This is a genomic window from Rhodococcus phenolicus, from assembly GCF_001646785.1.
GTDB classification, from domain to species: domain Bacteria; phylum Actinomycetota; class Actinomycetes; order Mycobacteriales; family Mycobacteriaceae; genus Rhodococcus; species Rhodococcus phenolicus.
On sequence record NZ_LRRH01000105.1, the window covers coordinates 24,362 to 42,900 of the forward strand.

General features: G+C 64.7%; 15 protein-coding genes and 1 tRNA gene. 3 read left to right on the forward strand and 13 right to left on the reverse strand.

Annotated elements, in window-relative coordinates; genetic code table 11:
• Positions 1-109: 109 nt before the first annotated feature.
• The 7 genes from A8G15_RS24860 to A8G15_RS24890 all read right to left on the reverse strand — a co-directional run bounded on the left by A8G15_RS24860 (position 110) and on the right by A8G15_RS24890 (position 7,852).
• Positions 110-1,465, reverse strand: coding sequence for an HNH endonuclease (locus A8G15_RS24860; RefSeq protein ID WP_082900148.1), 1,356 nt, complete (start codon positions 1,463-1,465; stop codon positions 110-112).
• Positions 1,466-1,541: 76 nt separating this feature from the next.
• Positions 1,542-2,300, reverse strand: a complete 759-nt coding sequence (locus tag A8G15_RS24865; protein WP_156665549.1) for a CPBP family intramembrane glutamic endopeptidase — start codon at positions 2,298-2,300, stop codon at positions 1,542-1,544.
• Positions 2,301-2,375: 75 nt separating this feature from the next.
• A tRNA-Arg gene (locus A8G15_RS24870) sits at positions 2,376-2,451 on the reverse strand.
• A 114-nt stretch (positions 2,452-2,565) separates the two neighbouring features.
• Positions 2,566-3,192: an isochorismatase family protein gene (locus A8G15_RS24875; protein ID WP_064257161.1), complete on the reverse strand. Its 627-nt coding sequence runs from the start codon at positions 3,190-3,192 to the stop codon at positions 2,566-2,568.
• Between the two features lie 170 nt (positions 3,193-3,362).
• On the reverse strand, positions 3,363-5,780 hold the full coding sequence (locus A8G15_RS24880) for an ABC transporter permease (protein ID WP_156665550.1): 2,418 nt from the start codon (positions 5,778-5,780) through the stop codon (positions 3,363-3,365).
• Positions 5,781-5,830: 50 nt separating this feature from the next.
• Positions 5,831-6,532, reverse strand: a complete 702-nt coding sequence (locus tag A8G15_RS24885; protein ID WP_057479335.1) for an ABC transporter ATP-binding protein — start codon at positions 6,530-6,532, stop codon at positions 5,831-5,833.
• Between the two features lie 87 nt (positions 6,533-6,619).
• Positions 6,620-7,852 (reverse strand): PucR family transcriptional regulator, encoded by a 1,233-nt coding sequence (locus A8G15_RS24890; RefSeq protein WP_032377353.1) that lies wholly within the window; start codon positions 7,850-7,852, stop codon positions 6,620-6,622.
• A gap of 201 nt (positions 7,853-8,053) precedes the next feature.
• Between A8G15_RS24890 and A8G15_RS24895 the strand changes: the two genes are divergently transcribed.
• Positions 8,054-9,085: an acyl-ACP desaturase gene (locus A8G15_RS24895; RefSeq protein ID WP_245687989.1), complete on the forward strand. Its 1,032-nt coding sequence runs from the start codon at positions 8,054-8,056 to the stop codon at positions 9,083-9,085.
• Between the two features lie 98 nt (positions 9,086-9,183).
• Positions 9,184-10,044 (forward strand): universal stress protein, encoded by an 861-nt coding sequence (locus A8G15_RS24900; protein WP_064257158.1) that lies wholly within the window; start codon positions 9,184-9,186, stop codon positions 10,042-10,044.
• Here the strand turns inward: A8G15_RS24900 and A8G15_RS24905 are convergent.
• From A8G15_RS24905 to A8G15_RS24915, 3 genes are read right to left on the reverse strand one after another with little or no spacing between them, the layout of a single operon-like run.
• A complete protein-coding gene (locus tag A8G15_RS24905; RefSeq protein ID WP_032395790.1) occupies positions 10,037-10,363 on the reverse strand; it encodes a cupin domain-containing protein in 327 nt (108 codons plus the stop codon). The genes A8G15_RS24900 and A8G15_RS24905 overlap by 8 nt on opposite strands.
• Positions 10,364-10,417: 54 nt before the next feature.
• The gene (locus tag A8G15_RS24910) at positions 10,418-10,927 is read right to left on the reverse strand and encodes a dihydrofolate reductase (RefSeq protein ID WP_064257157.1); all 510 of its coding nucleotides are present in this window, start codon (positions 10,925-10,927) and stop codon (positions 10,418-10,420) included.
• Positions 10,924-11,724, reverse strand: a complete 801-nt coding sequence (locus A8G15_RS24915; RefSeq protein ID WP_064257181.1) for a thymidylate synthase — start codon at positions 11,722-11,724, stop codon at positions 10,924-10,926. The genes A8G15_RS24910 and A8G15_RS24915 overlap by 4 nt, the downstream gene beginning before the upstream one ends.
• A gap of 29 nt (positions 11,725-11,753) precedes the next feature.
• Here A8G15_RS24915 and A8G15_RS24920 point away from each other — a divergent pair, with 29 nt between their 5' ends.
• Complete coding sequence (locus tag A8G15_RS24920; protein ID WP_057479216.1) at positions 11,754-12,620, forward strand: Fpg/Nei family DNA glycosylase; 867 nt, start codon at positions 11,754-11,756, stop codon at positions 12,618-12,620.
• Here A8G15_RS24920 and A8G15_RS24925 read toward each other — a convergent pair.
• The 3 genes from A8G15_RS24925 to A8G15_RS24935 form a co-directional block, all read right to left on the reverse strand.
• Positions 12,613-14,154 (reverse strand): carboxylesterase/lipase family protein, encoded by a 1,542-nt coding sequence (locus A8G15_RS24925; protein WP_068165658.1) that lies wholly within the window; start codon positions 14,152-14,154, stop codon positions 12,613-12,615. The genes A8G15_RS24920 and A8G15_RS24925 overlap by 8 nt on opposite strands.
• A gap of 32 nt (positions 14,155-14,186) precedes the next feature.
• Complete coding sequence (locus A8G15_RS24930) at positions 14,187-15,635, reverse strand: glycosyltransferase family 87 protein (protein WP_064257180.1); 1,449 nt, start codon at positions 15,633-15,635, stop codon at positions 14,187-14,189.
• A gap of 113 nt (positions 15,636-15,748) precedes the next feature.
• A complete protein-coding gene (locus tag A8G15_RS24935; protein WP_057478324.1) occupies positions 15,749-17,833 on the reverse strand; it encodes a transglycosylase domain-containing protein in 2,085 nt (694 codons plus the stop codon).
• Between the last annotated feature and the right edge of the window lie 706 nt (positions 17,834-18,539).

An 18,539-nucleotide genomic window follows, 5' to 3' on the forward strand; every position in this document is an offset into this window, starting at 1 on the left:
GGGGTGCACATGGTGATTCGGGAGCATTCCACGACGTCTGACGTGCAGCTACGCGCGTCGTCACCGAGTGTAACCGAGTTGTGGCTCGGTCTCTTCCCGTGCATGTTCGTCACGCGGCGCCGTCGTCGAAGAGACCCGTGATCATCACGTTCTCGATTCGCGAGTTGTAGAGCTCGACCACCGGCATGGGCGGGGCACTCGAGTCATAGGTGTGGCCGGTGGGTGAGATGAGCCTGTACCGATGTCGCGCGTTGCGTTTGTCTCGCCGCGCTTCGGCCGTCCAGCCTTCCCCTTCTTTCGCGTAATTGCATGCGGCACAAAGGCCTGCGCCGTTTTCGGCGCTGGTTTTACCACCCGCGGAGTGTGGCCGGATGTGATCGTGGTGTCGGATCGGCGCGTCGCACCACGGGGTGCGGCAGGTGCGATCTCGGAGGTCGATGAGGCGTCCCAACGCGGTGGGAAAACCTCGCGACGTGGACTCCACTGCCGTCAGCGCTCCGGATTTCGGATGGGCATAGAGGCGACGTAATGCGACGTGCGTCTCATTGCCTTGTGCGTCGTCGAGCGCGTCTCGAATCAGTTGCCGTGCGACATCGGACGGGATTTCGCCGTAGCCGTGCAGATATGCGGACGTGTCACCGCCGGCGAGCAGCGTCGAATCGGAGATGACGATGTCGACGGTCACTGGCGGGCCTTGGGCTGCTGACGCGCCGGTGACCCGCTCGAACACGAGGTCGGCCATGATCTGGTCGCGCGTGCGTGTGTCGCCGCCCGAGTTGATGATGGTGTCGGCATCTCGTCGCAGCGTGGCCCACATGCAGACGGACTTCTCCATCGATGTGAGGACGGTGAAGAAACCCATGGATTCGGGTGCGGGGCGGGTGCTGGTGCGCCGAGCTGCGTATGCCTTCGCACGCCGCTTCACCTGGGAGGCGGCGTCGAGTTCGTTGGCAAGTGCGCGAGCGCGACCCTCGATGGTGCGGTCGCCGGCACCGGCCAATGTCGCGGGGTCTGCGCACAATCGTTCGTCGATGGTGCGGCGATCGTCGACGGTGAGGCACGCCGTCTCGCGAGCAAGAATCATGACCCGCCACTCGTTGAGTTCGCCGGCTTTCAGGCGCGCGAGAGTGTGCGGCATTTCGTGCACCAGCGCGCGTGCGAGTCCGAGGTGAGTGCCGCCACGGTTCGGCGATTCGCGTCGGGCCAAGCCGATCTGTGACGCAATCCCGCTGCGCCACTGAGCTTTCGGTTTGCCGAGCTCTTTGCGTTCGTTGCTGATGGCTGTTGCGACGGCATCGGTCACCACGGCTTGCGTTGCCACGCTGACGCACTTGACCGTCTCGAGAGCGGAGATCAAATCGATGCCTGCTGCTGCGTCGACAACGACATCGGACGCCTGAAGACGTGCGACGAAACGCAACACCTCATCAGGTGTCAGCGGCAAATTTTTCAAAGCTGTGACCACGAGTTCCTCCCCAGTACTCGAATGCATGTTCGATAGTACGGGTGAATTCGATGGTACGCAAGACCTGCTTCGGACGTCAGGTGAGCACTACTGCGATGGCGATGGAGCTGACAACGGCGTTGTTGAATGCGTGCAAAATCAGCGGAGCCCAGAGCGATCGATACCAGAGACGGAGTGCAACAAGGCCGGTGCCCAGGAAGAGGATGTACAGCATCGCCGGCGGTGCAATGTGGCACAGTGCGAAGACGATGGTGACAAGCGCAGCACTGACCGCTGTCGGCATCTTGGACCTGAGCCAATCGAGCAGGATCCTGCGAAACACTATTTCCTCTATCAAGGGAACAACGCCCGCGATCAGCACGAGTATCGCGGCGATCGAGGCCGGTCCGATTTCTACGGCGTCCTTCACTATCGCGTTCTGATTGCCGTCCGGTGCGACGTCGAGGAGTGCGCCAATTCCGGCCGTGGCCAGCACGGCGAGGAGCATCAGGAGCGGAACCTGCCACAGGAGATGGAGGAGGCTGTGCGCGGGGGATCGAAAACCCAAGTCCGACAGCGACCATCGACGTCGACGGATCAACGCGAAATAGAGGCCGGCGCATCCGATGATGCCGGCCAGAACCATGGCGAGCAAAGCTGCCTCGGCGACCCCGCCGATCATGAACCCCGCCACGGCCCCGATCAGTCCGCCGATCGTCGTTCCCCCGAACCCGCTGACGAAGGCCAACGCGACGTCGCCCACGGTGGGTGTAGGCAGTGGCGAGCCGGTGAATTGCGGGAAACTCTTGTGGTTCAGGTGGACGAGTGGCGCATGCTCGTCAGGGGAGTGGTCCACACCTGCACTATTTCGCCATACGCTCGCCTCCGCAAGTGCCGCACCCGGGCATCATGGCAGTCTTGCAGCGCTCTGTGGTGCCCTCGGCAGGATTCGAACCTGCGACCTACCCTTTAGGAGAGGGTTGCTCTATCCCCTGAGCTACGAAGGCTGGTAACTGTCCGTTGATCGTAAACTGCTGCAGCGCAACATTTTTCGATTTTCGGAACAATCGGTTGCGGATAGGTTTGCTGCCAGAGTGCACAGCCGACCCACATCGCGCTCGCTAGTCTAGCGGCCCACCCCGCGGATCGGGAAGCAGGTTCTGGATCGACGCCACTCGACCGGTCAGTGACGCAATCAGCTTCAATGCGGTGCGGTGCTGGTGAGCGGTGTAATCGGCAATCGCTTCGACGCCGACGAAGCACTCAATATCGCGGGCGGAAGCGTCGAACGTCGTCGCCAAAATTCCCGCCGACGCGAACACGCCCACGATGATGAGCTGGTCACGGCCGCGTCGGCGCAATTCGACCTCCAGATCGGTGGCGTAGAAGGCGCTGTAACTTCGCTTTGCGATCGGAGCGAAGTCCGGCTCGGTGATCGCTACCTCCTCGGCGTTTGGGCCCAACCCCCACATCGGTCCCAGCAGTCCCCGCTGGGCGACGTCACTCGCCGCTCGTGGAGCACTGGCCAGAATGGGTACCCCACTCGACCGCGCCCACGCGACCACCTCCGATGCCGCCGCAAACACTTTCGAGCGGACAGAGTCGTCGAGCACGTTGAGGTAGTACGGCTGCATGTCGTGGACCAGGAGGGCGGCTCGCTGAGGAACCAACTCCCACTCCGGGCCGCCCGAGCAGTCGAGCAGAGCGTCGGCGTCGTAGTCCTCTGCTGCGACGCTGAATGTGGCCATCCGACAACCCTTCCCTCCCGCAAACGCGCGCGCATTCGCTAGGCGCGCGCAGTCCTGCTATACGTCCGCTGACCATTCCGCTCGCACCTGGCAAACGCGCGCGCGTTTGCGAAATCCAGAGGCCCCGCGAATCCTGCCGACCCGCCGAATCCAGAGGCCCCGCCCACAACCTAGTCCGCCGCAATGGCCTCCACGATGTTCAGTCGCGAGGCGTGCACGGCGGGTGGAGCCGAGCCCAGCAGCGACAGGCCCAGGGCGACGAGGCCGTACAGCAGCACCGACCAACCGGCGGTGTAGGCAACCGGGATTCCGATGCTGGCGCCGAGGATCAAGGTGCTCAGATACTGCAGACCCGCGCCGATGATCAGGCCGAGCACGCCGCCCACGATGCCGACCGACAGTGCCTCCGCCAACACCATTCGTGCCAGGGTTCCCCGTCCACCGCCCATGGCTCGCAGTACGCCGAGTTCGCGTCGACGCTCCAGGACCGACAGCGTCAACGTGTTGAGCAACGCGACCGCGGCGACGAGCGCGACGATCCACTGCAACGCGATGGCCAGTGCGCCGGACTGTCTGATGGCAGCGCTGGTGCCCTCGAGTGCGGCAGCGCCGGTGTACACGAAGACCTCGGGCGGCAGTGTCGAACGCAACGAATCCTCAACGGCCGCAACGTCTCCGTCGACGCCGATCTCCAGGTAGGTCGCGCCGGGTCGGTCGTACCAACGCTGCATCGAGTCCAGCGAGATTGCCATCGTGCCGCCCGCGGCATTGATGTACTGGACCAGATCCAGCACTCGCACGTTCTTCACGCCCGTCGGCGTCGGCAGATCGATGTAGTCGCCCACCGATACACCCAACGTCCTGCCGAACCCCTGGGACAGCACCACACCGTCACCTGCGAGCACCTGGGACCGCACGGTGTCGGTGAGCGATGCGAGCGTCACCGCATTGCTGCCGTCGGCGACGCCCTGGATGGATACCGTCTCGCCGTCGATCGTTGCGTATGCCCACTGCCCCTCGACGACGCGAGCGACACCGGGCGTCGAACGGACGGCGTCTGCCACCTCCGTAGGAACGATGGGGCCCGACGGTATGGCGTCGGGCGAGGACATCGACACGTACAGGTCGGTGTTCGCCAACGACGACAGCGATTCGGCCGCCGAGTCGGTCATGTTGGCCAACGAACCCGACACTCCGACACTGACTCCCACCGCAATCACGATCGTCATGACCGTTGCCCAGATCCGTCGCGGGGCACGTTCGATGGTGGCGGTGGCCAGCCGGCCGGCACCACCCCAGCGGCGAGGGACGGCCGCCGTGGCCGACACGATCGGTCCCGTCCCCCCGACGCACAGCGCAACGACGCCGAACATGAACAGCGCTCCGGCACCGAGGGTCAGTTGGCCGTCGACGTTGACGGCGAACACGAACGATCCGGCAATGGCGACGAGGCCGAACGCGGTGGCTGCAGCGACGAATCGACGACGTGGTCCACCTGCCGTTTCTCCGCCGCCGACGGCGAGTGCCTCGATCGGCGAGATGCGATACACCTGTACCGCAGCGACGGCCGAGGCTCCGACGCAGGCCAGTACACACGCTGCGATCGCCACGGGAATGGCAAAACCTGGCAACACGTACTCGATTCGAGCGTCGAATGCCTGCGACAGGAACGGCGGAAGGCTCTCGATGGCGATGCGGCCCATCGCGATTCCGAGTGGAACACCGACGGCACCGCCGACCAGTCCGACCAGGACGGACTCGAACAGCAGGTCGCGGACGATATCCGCGCGGCGTCCACCGACGGCGCGAAGGAGAGAAATGGTGGGTCGACGCTTCGCGATGGCCATGTTCATGACGTTGAAGACGAGGAAGGCCGCGACGACGAATGCGATGAGCGAGACCATCAGCGTGGCATTGCGCGTCAGACTCATCGCCTGGTTCGCGCGGTCGGCCCGGTAGTCGGGGCTCATCACCGACACTCGGCCGGCGAGTGCGGCGTCGAGGTCGGACCGCAGTGTGTCGCCGTTGCCCAGGACGAAGATCGAATCGAGCTGATCGGGGCGATCGGTGAGTGCCTGCGCAGCGGGAAGGAGCGCAACCGCGAACATGCCCCCACCGATGCGTTGCGTGCCGGGGCCGTCGATCACGCCGACCACCGCCGTCGGAACGTCGTCGATCGTGACGGTGTCTCCCTGATTCAGACCCGTTGCGGCTCCGACCAATACACCGGAAGGATCGGACAACAGTCCCGCCGCGTTGCCGACCGCGCCCTGCAGATCCGACTGCAGTGCCGTGATGGACGAGTCGACACCGAGGACCGTCAGATCTCCGACGTCGGATCGAACGGTGCTGCGCAGCAGGGGAACCGCCGTGTCGACACCGGGAACGGAGCGCACCACGTCGAGTTCGCTCTGGTCGAAGCCGGAGTCGGTGACACCGACGACTTCGTAACTCGCGTTTCCTGCGATCGTCACCGCGAGACGTTCGACGGATCCGGTCAACGACCCGTAGGTGCCGAGGACGGCGATGAGCAGCCCGGCGGCGACGGCCACGACACCCGCGGACACGAGCGAACGCACCCAGTGCATGCGGAGGTCGCGAAGGCTGATGACTCGAAATCTGCTGAGAGCGGTACCGATCACCGATCGAGACCGGCCGTCGGTGTGTCGGTCTCGACGCGACCGTCGATCATGCTGACGATGCGGTCGGTGGAGCGCGCCGCCTCGAGGTCATGGGTCGCCATCACCACTGCTCGACGCCCCTCGCTGGCGTGTGCCACGTCCGCCAGTATTTCGAGGATGTTGTGGGAGGTCTTCGAGTCGAGATTGCCGGTGGGTTCGTCGGCGATCAACAGTGCCGGATTCATCATCAGTGCTCGGGCGATCGCAATGCGTTGGATCTGACCACCGGACAGCTGCGCCGGCCGGTGCTCGGAGCGTTGCGAGAGCCCGACCATCTCGAGCAGTCGCATCGCGTCGGCCTTGGCCTTCTTGATGGGAGTGCCGTCCAACAACTTGGGGACGGCGACGTTCTCCCACGCCGACATCGTCGGCAACAGATTGAAGAACTGGAAGACGAAGCCCACCTGGTGGCGTCGGAAATCGGATTGGGCGTTGTCGTCGAGGGTGGTGACTTCGACATCGTTGAACCTGATGGAACCCGACGTCGGTGTGTCGAGTGCGCCCAGCATGTGCAGCAGCGTCGACTTGCCGGCACCGGACGGTGCGACGAGGGAGACGAACTGGCCGCCCTCGATCGTGAGATCGATGCCGTCCAACGCCCGCACCGGTTGCTCTCCGGTGGGGTACTCCTTGACCACCCCGGACAACTCCAGCATCAACTTCGCCACGGACGAATCCCCTTGCTTCTCGAATGTATCTTCGACGCTACCTGCCGTCGGATCGAGAAACCGTTCGGAACTCTCAGATCAAGCTGCGCCGCGCGAGGATTCGAGTCGGCGGGCCACCAGCGCGGCCTGCAGGTGTCGGATTCCGGACGGACGTGTGGGGTCGAAGCCCGTGAGCTGTGCGATCCGCTTGAGGCGGTAGTCGACGGTGTTGGTGTGCAGATGGAGCTGACGAGCAGACCGCTGACGGTTCAGATCGTGCGAGATATGGATCTCCAGGGTTTCGAGCAGCTCGGGTGACGAATCGAGCGGCTCGAGTATCTGAGTCAGGTGGCGTCGGCCGGGGCCCGGACGCGTCAGCTGGTACTCCAGCACGAGATCGTCCATGCGGTACAGGCCGGACGGGCGGTGCAGTTGATGGGCCAGAGACAGCAGTTCGTGGACCTGATCGGCTGCGGTGGGGATGTCCGCAGTGGCGGCCTGCTCGGCCGTGACGGTGACGGGCACCTCGGCGGCGGTACCGATGCGATGCACCAGAGCCTCGACCCACTCGTCGTCGTGGACACCGGGAATCAGGACGGTGCCACCCTCGGTGCTCAGCAAGGACAGGGGAGTGCGGCCGCAGATCGTGGCCAGCTCGGCCTGGACACGACGCAGCTTTCTGCGAGCGGCGACCGTCTTCTGGATGTTGGGGTCGTTCTCGTCCGGGTGCGGCGGCACCGAGATGGCGAGCACGAGGTAGCTGTCGGCGAGTTCGATGCCGGACTGACGTGCCATCGACACCGCGTTGTGGCCGCTGAGAAGTGAGGTGACCAGAGTGTGCGCTGCAGTGTGGTGTTCGCTGGCCACGGCCTGCAGTTCTTCCACATAGCTCTTGCTGGCGGCGATGGATACCTTCTCCGACAGCAGCACGAACATGCGCGCGGCCTCGATCAGCTGCGCTGCATCGCCCTCACCCGCTCGCTTCGACACGAGATTCCAGCCGATCTGGATGCCCTCGTGGTAGACGCTGAGCACCGATTCGAGCGGAACTCCTTCGCGAGCCCACTGGCTGGCCTTGGCGCGAAGCTCGGCCAGGTCGGATTCCGCCGGGGCGCGGCGCTCGTCGAGCATCTGGACCGCGATGCTGATGCATTTGACGGTGAATTCGGTGACGTCGCCGTGGAGCTGTTCGCCTGGCAACGACCCGCAGGGAGTGTTGGCTGCGAAGTGTCCTACCAGGAGCCGCGCCACCGCGCGGAAATCGCGAAGAGGAGCCGACGCAGGCTGACCCGCGACCATGATTCCGAGGCTAGTCGAGTTGTGAACGGTCACAGATCAACCCTTCGTGTTGGTTCTTCAGGTCATACGGACTGCAAACTTACTGGCGCGTATCAACGCGCTTCGATGGCTCAATGTAAACAATCGAACCTGAAACCGCGTCGTTTTCGTACTTCAAGTTTGTTTCCTGGCCTCTAACAGGATCGATCATAGGTTGTTATCTACGTGTGATCCATGGTTTCGGCAAAACTCGTTGTGATCTATCTCGAGCGACCGACGTGGCCGGCTGCGACTTGCCCTAAACAATCGGGAAGCTGTTCACGGCGCACGCGGCGCACATCTACCTTGATCCCGTCGGGAGTGGGCAACGAAGGGACGAGCATGCACAGTGATATCGGTCAGTTCACTGTCCTCCGGGAGTTGCGCCCGACGATCGAGGAAAATCTCGCCCGTCACCGTGTCGAGTCGGTTCAGTGGGTACCGGCCGATTTCGTGCGTGCCGAGATGTACTGGGGATCGCGTCCCTCGCCGCTGACCGAAACTGCCAAAGCCGCGTTGGTGACCAATCTTCTGGTCGAGCAGAACATTCCGCTCTACCGCCGAGATGCAGGGGCAACCGAGATCGGTGCCTGGCCGTCCTGGCTCACCGACTGGAGCAGCGAACGACGTCGGCACTCGGTGGCCCTCACCGATTACCTGGTCGCCACCCGCAGCGTCGATCCGGTCGCCCTCGGACGAGCTCGAGCGCAATGTATGACGGTGGGGTTCGACGCCCCCATGAACGGTGCACACCTGCTTCGGTCACTGGTTCAGGTGGTCCTCGACGAGTCGGTCTCGACTATCAGTCATCGCAACACCGCGGACCAGTGCCATGATCCGGTGGCGGATCGTCTCCTCGGACGCATCGTCGCCGATCAGGAACTGCACGTCCGATTCTTCGCGAACTTGGTCTCGGCAGCGCTCACCGTGGCACCCGGCCTGACGGTCACCGCCATCACCGAGGTCGTCATGAATTTCCAGCTACCGGGTACCAACCTCCCCGGTTTCGCGCGCAGTGCGATGCTCATCGCGCGCGACGGCATCTACGACCTTGCGCGCCATCTCGACGAGGTACTGCGGCCCATGTTGGCCCAGTGGCGCATCTTCGAGCGGACAGATCTCGGTGCCGGGGCGCGTAGTCGCGATCAATTGGCGGACTACTTGGACCATCTCGATGCCCAGGCCGCCACCATCGAACGCAGCTCTGTGCGAACGCGGGAGTACGCAAACGCATTGCGCGCCAGCTGACACCACTTACCTCGACGGGGTGGATCGACTAACCTGAACTCCTACTCTTCTTCACGCTCCACACCTTGTGTTCGGGGCAACGACCGGAGGCCCCCATCGTGACAGGCTCTCGACCGATCATCGTCGGTATAGACGGATCCGCCGCGGCGGACAAGGCAGTGATCTGGGCGGCCTTGTGCGCGCATCGACGCGATCGGCGGTTGCACATCGTCACTGCCGTCGACATGCCGGGAGTTGTCGATCTGAGCGAATTCGCCGGAGAAGCAACGGAATTCGTTGCGACGGCCAAGTCCAGGTTGGTGGCGGCAGAGACCCTGGCCGCGCTGGTCGTCGACGATCCCGCGTTCGAGGTGACGTCGAGCGCCATCGAGGGCGGCGTCATGGACGTTCTCATCGGCGTCTCGGCGCAGGCCGAGATTCTGGTGATCGGCGCCAGTGAAACCGGCGCTGTCACATTGTCTTTGGCGGCCCACAGCGTCTCGCCGGTGGCAGTGGTGCGGGGCCGTGACATCGACGGTCGTCGGGTCGCCGAGGGCCCGGTCGTTGTCGGCATCGATGGATCGGACGTCAATCAGACTGCCGTCGAGTCGGCGTTCGTCGAAGCGTCGGCGCGCGATGCCGTATTGATCGCGGTACACGTGTGGTCCGATGTGGATCTGACGCAATCGTTCGGCCGCGCGCCCAAGGATTGGCACGCCATTGCCGACGGCGAAGAGGCACTGCTGGCAGAGAGCCTCGCCGGCTGGCAGGAGCGGTTCCCCGAGGTCGAGGTGCAGCGCATCGTGGCGCAGGACCGACCGGTACGGGTACTCAGTGGCCTGTCCGAAACCGCAGCACTGATAGTGGTGGGCAACCGGGGACGCGGCGGATTCGGTGGAATGCTGCTGGGGTCCACGAGTTTCGCTCTCGTCAACACCGCGGACTGCCCGGTGTTGGTAGTGCGAAAAGCACTCACATAGCGACGGTCAGCAAAAAGCTCACGTCTTCGAGGGCCTCGACGCTGTGGCGGGCGTCGGGGATGACGAGCAGATCGCCGGTCGAGCCCTTCCAGGATCGCTCGCCGCTGATCAGCTCGAGCTTTCCGCTCAGCACCAGCACCGTCGACTCGCCGGACAGGTCGTGTTCGGCCAACTTGTTACCGGCGGCCAACGCCACGACAGTCTGCCTCAGGTGGCGTCGGTGACCGCCGTACACCGTCTGCGAACTGCGGCCACTCGACGCACCGACGGCGAGCTTGAGTTGTTGGCGGGCAAGTGCGGTGAGTGACTTCTTGTCCATGATCGTCAGTATGACGCACGGTCTGCGGTCGCGACGGGGGAATCCTGAACGCGCTCAGGAAGGTTGGGTAGCCTGTCCGTACTCGACGTAGCGAAATCTAGTGTCGTTCACTCGGCTGTTCTGCCACTCGCCGGCCTTCGCGGTCCAGCCGTCCGGAATCTCGGGGGCGACGGTATCGCCGGAGATGTCGAGATCGACCTCGGTGACTTCGAGGTGCGTCGCGATACTCACTGCACTGCGATAGATTTCGCCGCCACCGATGATCCAAACCGGGCTTCCGCTCGCCAGGGCCACAGCGTCGGCGACACTCGGTGCGCTTTCGGCACCGTCGGCGGTCCACGACGCGTTACGGGTGACCACGATGTTGCGACGGCCCGGCAGCGGGCGGAACTTCGCCGGCAACGAATCCCAGGTCCTGCGCCCCATGATCACCGGGTGCTCGGCCGTCGTGGCTTTGAAGTGCGCCATGTCCTCGGGAATGCGCCAGGGGATGCCACCCCCGTCGCCGATGACCCCGGCCCGGCTCTGAGCCCAGATCAGACCGACGAATTGCGGGGCAGTCACACTGCGACCGGAGCCTTGATGGCCGGATGGTGCTGATAGTCCACCATCTCGATGTCCTCGAAGGTGTAGTCGAAGATCGAATCTCGTTGTGCCAGTTTCAGAGTGGGGTACGGATACGCCTCGCGGGAGAGCTGCTCGGTAACCTGTTCGCGGTGGTTGTCGTAGATGTGGCAGTCGCCGCCGGTCCACACGAATTCGCCCACTTCCAGACCCGTCTGGGCCGCCACCATGTGCGTGAGCAGCGCGTAGCTGGCGATGTTGAACGGCACACCGAGGAACATGTCTGCGCTGCGTTGGTACAGCTGGCAGGACAGTTTGCCGTCGGCCACGTAGAACTGGAAGAACGCGTGGCAGGGCGGAAGCGCCATCCGCGGGATCTCGCCGACGTTCCAGGCCGAGACGATCATGCGCCGCGAATCCGGATCGGTCTTCAAGGTCTCGATGACCTGGCTGATCTGGTCGATGTGCTCGCCGGACGGGGTGGGCCACGACCGCCACTGCACTCCGTAGACGGGGCCGAGCTCGCCGTCCGGAGCTGCCCACTCGTCCCAGATGCTCACGCCGTGCTCCTGCAGCCAGGTGGCGTTGGAGTCGCCGCGCAGGAACCACAGCAATTCGTACACGATCGACTTCAGATGGACCTTCTTGGTGGTGATCAACGGGAAGCCCGCTGCCAGATCGAAGCGCATCTGATGCCCGAACACGCTGGTGGTGCCGGTCCCGGTGCGGTCGGACTTCGCCGTCCCGGTATCGATGATGCGGCGCAGCAGATCTTCGTACGGAGTCGGAACCATCACGACGGTCATCGTAGCTGCATACTGGTTTCATGCCGGAATTGCCCGAGGTCGAAGCCCTTGCCGGCTTCCTGCGCGAACATGCCGTCGGTGCCGTCATCGGCCGCATCGACATCGCCGCGCTGAGTGTTCTCAAGACGTTCGATCCGCCGATCACCGAACTGCAGGGCCAGGACGTCACCGATGCCGCGCGGTTCGGTAAACACCTGGCACTGCGGGCCGGCGACCTGTGGTTGATCACGCATCTCTCGCGCGGCGGTTGGCTGCGGTGGGTGGACAATCCCAGCGCCGCGCCGCCCAAGCCCGGCAAAGGTCCGTTGGCACTGCGGATCCACTTCTTCACTCCCGAAGGCGCGACGCCCGCCATCGACCTCACCGAAGCCGGTACCAAGAAGCGATTGGCGGTCTGGGTGGTCCGTGACCCTGCGCAGGTGGCGAGCGTCGCTCGCCTCGGACCCGATGCGCTGACGGTCACCGAGCTCGAGTTCGCCGAAATACTCGCCGGCACCACCGCGCGACTGAAGACCTCGTTGGTGGACCAATCTCTGTTGGCCGGTATCGGCAACGCGTACTCGGACGAGATATTGCACGTCGCGAAGCTCTCGCCGTTCGCGTCGTCGAGCAAGCTCGATCCCGAATCCGTCGCGACGCTCTACGCGTCGATGCGCTCGGTGCTGTCCGACGCGGTGGCCCGCTCGGCCGGGCAGGACGCGGCGCGGCTGAAGGGGGAGAAGCGATCTGGTATGCGGGTGCACGCCAGAACTGGGCTGCCGTGCCCGGTGTGCGGAGATCCGGTACGCGAAGTCGCGTACGTCGATCGATCGTTTCAGTACTGCGCCACGTGCCAGACGGCCGGCAAAATTCTTGCCGACCGTCGAATGTCACGTCTGCTCAAGTGAAGGGTTCGAGTTTCTGGCTGGCGTAGCCGCGGTAGCCTTCCCACGCCTTGCGGCGGTCGCTCCGCGGATCCTTCTGCACCCGAGTGCGGGTGTCGAAGATCAGTGTCTTTCGGTCGCCTTCGTCGTACGCCGGCCACGACTCCAACGGCTTTCCGTTGGTGGCGAACGCAATCCAGTGCGATTGCACCTGCTCGGTGACCTCGGAGAACGCCTTGCGTCCGCCGGCCAGGGTGAGCGCCTTACCGAACAAGGTCTCACTGATCCCGAACACGGCGAACAATTCGAAGCCGTGGGTGGCGTCCAATCCGAGCAGCTTCATCGATCGCGGCGCGAAGTCGAATCGGTAGAAGTACGTCGGTGCGTGACGCGAATGTCCCTCGGCCACTTCCAGTGACGGCTTCCAGAAGGTGAAGTCGCCGCCGAAGTCGATGGCGGCACGCTCGTTCGGGTAGCCCCGGTAGCCCGAAGTGACCACCGCTTCGGCGTCGGGATCGGTGAGTGAGAACAGCTTGGTGATGCGCTCTGGATTGGTGGGCAACACGGGGAAATTCCGAAACAGCGTTCCCTCACGGGCATTGGTACCGATGATCAGCGGCACGCGGTGCGCGGTTCCGTTCGCATACGCCTCGACCGGGCTGATCGGTAGGAAGTCGCCGTCGATCACCGGGCCGAACGGGAGCAGGCCCGGAGTGCGGTGCCACGTGGTGAGACCCAGCTTGGTCCCCGCGCGTCCGAGCCGTAGTACCTCGGCGTTCTCGAGGGTCTCGGCAGCGTTCTCGACGGTGCCGCCGAGGTAGCCGACGTATTCCCGCGCCCATTGATCGGCGCGCTCCTTGGTGGCGGTCATGCCGGGAGCGGAACTCTCGGAAATGGCCTGAGCGAAAAGGCCTTTGGCCGAGGGAACCGTCATCAGGGTGGTGACGGCGTTGCCGCCGGCAGACTCACCGAAAACGGTGACGTTGCTCGGATCGCCGCCGAACTCGGCGATGTTGCGTTGCACCCATTCCAGAGCGGCTACCTGATCTCGCAAGCCGAGGTTGGAGTCGAACGGCCGCTCGGGAGTGGAGAACTGGGACATGTCGAGGTAGCCGAGAGCGCCGAGTCGGTAGTTGACCGAGACGTAGATGATGCCGTCGCCGTCCTTCAGCGAGCGGCGCACCAGGGAGCCGCCGCCGTACAGGGGAGTAGCGGACGTGCCGAGGGTGTACGCGCCGCCATGGATGAACACCATGACCGGACGCGGGTTCGCGCTCGGTGCGCTGGGGGCGAGCACATTGAGCGTCAGGCAGTCCTCGCTGGACGGCTGGTACTTGCCGATCGCGAGCATCGTGCCTCGCTTGTGCTGAACGGAGGCATTGCCCCACTCGGTGGCGTCGCGCACGCCGTCCCACGGTTCGGTGGGTTGCGGCGCCCGGAAACGCAGTGGGCCGACGGGTGGGGCGGCGTAGGGAATGCCTCGCCAGGTGGTGAGGTCACCGACGGGCTTTCCCTCGATGATGCCGTCGGAGGTGGTCACGCGTGTCGTCACAACCATGTCGCGAGTGTACAAGCACGCCGGTGAAGCCGTCAAGCAGTTGGGCCGCTATATGTGACCGGGCGGGCCCTGACCCGATCTGCAGCGCCGTCGAGAACGCCACCGAGCGGGTCGACGGCGCTGCCGTTTCGAATGAGGTCTTCGGACGGCCGGTAGATCTGCCGAATGATCAACGCGCACAACCCGATCACCGCGATATCGCGCACCACGACGGCTGCGGTGAACCATTGCTCGGGCACGCCCTTGTTCTCCACGCCCAAGTAGTAGTACATCCGCGGGAACCAGACGAACGCGTCGATCGTCATCCACGCCAACAGTATTCGGCGATGCGGTAACGCAAGCACGGCCAGTGGAACCAGCCACAGCGAATACTGCGGGCTCCATACCTTGTTGGTGAGCAGGAAGCCGGCGACCACCAGGAATATCAACTGCGCGAGCCGCGGCCGCACGGGGGCCGTCGTGCCGATGTAGGCGATCACCGCACACACGATGGCGAACAACACCAGCGTCACGGCATTGAGGATCAGGGGCTTGGCGCCTGCATAGAGCGGACCGTCGAAACCGGGCCAGCCGGTGAACGAGGTGACCACGTTGTACAGGGAATCGGGGTCGGCTCCGCGCTCGGAGTTGAGCCGGAAGAACTCGTACCACCCCGACGGATACAGCAGCGCCAGAGGAAGATTCACGGCCAGCCAGGCTCCGATGGCAGCGCTCGCGGTGAGGCCCCACTCCCGCATCCGGCCGGTCCGCCAGCACAACACCAGAAGCGGACCGAGGAACAGCAGGGGATAGAGCTTAGTGGCACCGCCGAGTCCGATCAGCACACCGGCGAGAACCGGCCTCTTCTTGGCCCATGCCAACAGACCGGTGAGCGCGAAAGCCGCGGCCAGAGCGTCGAAATTGGTGAAGCCGTGGACGATCACCAGCGGCGACGCGGCGACCAGGGCCGCGTCCCAGATCCGCCGTCCCGCAGCTATTGCCGTGGCCCACACGGTGACGAGCCAGGCGACGGCGAGACCCAGGGCAACCACGTTGAAATACACGACGACGGGCAGGGCCTGGGGAAGGAAACTCAGCGAGTTCCACATCTTCCCGACGACCATCGAGCCGTACTGGTACAGCCCCGCGAGCACCGGGTACTCCATGTATCGAACCTGGGTCGAGCCGTCGGCCTTGGTTTCTTCCCAGGACTTCTTGTACGGGAACGCGCCTTGGTCGAGTCGCTCGGCACCGTACAGCGGCACGGTGTCCGAATAGCACATGGCCACGTACTGCCGGCTGCCACTCCAATCCAGTCCCAGTTCACCGTTGGGACCGACCGGAGCCTGCTGAATGCACGCCGCCTTCGCGAACCAACCGAAGCACAGGAAGATCACCGCCAACAGCAGGATCACCCGCAGTGCGGTGAACCACCGTTGCCGTCCGATCACCGCGTGACGTCCGACCGGACCGCCGATGACCGAGGACAATTCCCCGGCCATCGGATCGGTCCGACTGGGTAGATCTCGGTCATTCTCGCTCGCCGCGTCGAGGCGACCGGGGCTCGCCAATGCTCGACCCTTGCGGTCGGGTTCGGTCGTCACCGGTGGAGTCGCTACTGCCCGGGAGTAGCCGGTTCGGGCGCGGCCGGTGCCGGCTGAGCCGGTGCCAACCCGGGAAGCGGAATCGTCACTCCGGGCAGAATTTCAACCTGCCGTGGCGTGATGACGACGGGCGGGGAGATCTCCGTCGGAATCGGCAGGGTCACCTGCGGCGGAGCAGTCGTCGGTGCGACCGTGGCCGTCGGTGCGGGCGCGGAGTACTGCGGCACTCCGGCCTGACCGGCAATGGCTTCGGGCGTCGGGAAGGTCTCGTTCGAGGTGCCCTCCAACGTGCCGTCCATCGTGTCTTTCCAGATGTCCGACGGTATGCCCGATCCGTAGATCGGTCCGCCGTAGCTGTTCTCGAGCGGCAGACCCTGCTCGGTGCCGACCCACACGGCCGTCGACAACGATGGCGTGTAGCCGACCATCCAGGCATCCTTGTTCTGCCCGGTGTCGCCCAGCTGAGCGGTACCGGTCTTCGCTGCCGACTGACGACCACCGGCGAGGTTGTGACCGTTCGAGTACCCGGCGATCGGTCGCATCGCCGAGGTCACGTTGTCCGCGACCGCGGCCGAGACGACCTGCTGGCCGGCTTCGGGAGCGCGGTCGAGAAGCACGGTGCCGTCGGCGGTGACGACCTTCTGCACGAAGTGCGGGGTGTGATATACGCCGGACGCAGCCAATGTCGCGTAGGCGGAGGCCATGTCGAGGACGCGAGACTGGTACTGGCCGAGCACAACTCCGTAGTTGGGACCCGCGTTGTCGGGCTCGGTCAGGGTGGGGCCGACGCCGTCGATCTCCTGCGGGATGCCGAGCTTGTGCGCCATGTCTGCGATGGCCTGCGGGCCGTTGTCCATCCCGAGCATCATGCGATAGAAGCTGGTGTTCAGTGAACGTTTCAGCGCCTCGGCGATGGTGCACGTTCCGCAGGAGGCACCCTCGACGTTGCTGATCTCGATGCCGTTGACGTCCAGCGGAGAGCTGTCGTACATCTTCGAGAGCGGGATGCCCTGATCCAACGCGGCGGCCAGACCGAACACCTTGAACGACGATCCCGTCTGCAGGCCCGACTGCGCGAAGTCGAATCCGCGCCCGTCCGCGCCGCCGTAGTACGACCGGACCGCACCACTGCGCGGATCGACCGATACCGATGCCGTTCGCAGTTCCGACGGCTCGCCTTCGAGGTTGCTGTTCACGGCCTCGATCGCAGCAGCCTGCGCCTTCGGATCGATTGTCGTCGTGATCTGCAGACCTTCGGTGTTGAGGTCCTGCTCGCTGACTCCGGCAGCAGACAACTCGCGCAGTACCTGGGCCTTGATCAGGCCGTTGGGACCAGCGTCGTCCGCGTCACCGGTGTCCACCTGGGAGGTCGGAACCACCGCGGGGAACATCATCGCGGCTCGCTGGGTGGAGTCGAGCTGGCCCTGCGAGACCATGCCGTCGAGGACGTAATCCCACCGAGCTTGCGCTCCCGTCGGGTTGACCTCGGGATCGAGGTTGGAGGGCTGCTGGATGACTGCCGCCAGCACAGCACCTTCCTCGACCGACAGTTGATCGACGGACTTACCGAAATACGCCGTGGACGCGGCTGCGATGCCGTACGCGCCACGACCGAAGTAGATGGTGTTCAGATAGGCCGCGAGAATGTCGTCCTTGGACCACTGCCGCGCCATCTTGGAGGAGATGACCAGCTCACGCATCTTGCGAGTCAGCGTCCGGTCGTTACCGACCAGCGCGTTCTTCACGTACTGCTGGGTGATCGTGGAGCCGCCACCTGCGCTGTCGCGTCCGAGCACGTTGTCGCGCAGAGCCCGGCCGAATCCGGTGACCGAGAATCCGGGGTTGGAGTAGAAGTCGCGGTCCTCGGCCGAAAGGACGGCATTGCGTACGTGCTCCGGGATCTGGTCGATCGTCACGTCGGTCCGGTTGCCCTCGGGGGGCACCACCTTGCCGAGCACGCTCGCACCGTCGGACGCAAAAATCGTCGCGACCTGGTTGGTTCTGAGGTCACCGGGTCGAGGAACGTCCACCAGCGTGTACGCCACCATGAACGCCAGAATCGGCACGATCAGGCCCAAGGCGATCAACGCGTACATCGTGCGCCGAACAACCCGCCACTTGGACTTCTTCTTCGTTTTCGCGGCGGAACCTCTTTCGGGCGGCTCGGGCGGCTCGTTGCCCGAGGAGCTAGCTGATGGATCGTTCGGTTCGTACGGGGGTGGGACGGATCCCGATCGGGTGATCCCGGCCGCAGCGGCTCCCGGCCCTACCGCGGAGCGCGCAGCGGGCGTGACCGGCGGCTCCCCATAGCGGCGTTCACCGGGGGGCCGACCCTGCGGCGGCATCGGACGCTGACCGGGCGCAGACCCTGGGCGCTGCCCGGGAGGCGGCATGGGTGGCCTGCCCTGGGGTGGCATCGGACGCTGCCCCGGAGGAGGTCCGGGTCGCTGCCCGGGTGGCGGCATCGGAGGCCGACCTTGCGGTGGCATCGGACGCTGCCCCGGAGGAGGTCCGGGTCGCTGACCGGGTGGCGGCATCGGAGGCCGACCCTGCGGCGGCATCGGACGCTGACCGGGCGCAGACATCGGACGCTGCCCGGGCGGAGGCACGGGACGACGTCCGGGCGGATCGGAATGCCTGCTGCCGCGCGGCGGCCCTGGCACGTCGGGACGCCGTCCGGAGTCGCTACGGCCAGGTTCGTTGGTACCCGGGTTGTTGTCGTAGGGGGAACTCACGTACAAATCTCCAGTAATTTCGGCGGCCGCGTCGACTTCTCGCGAAATGATCCCTCCCGGGATTTCC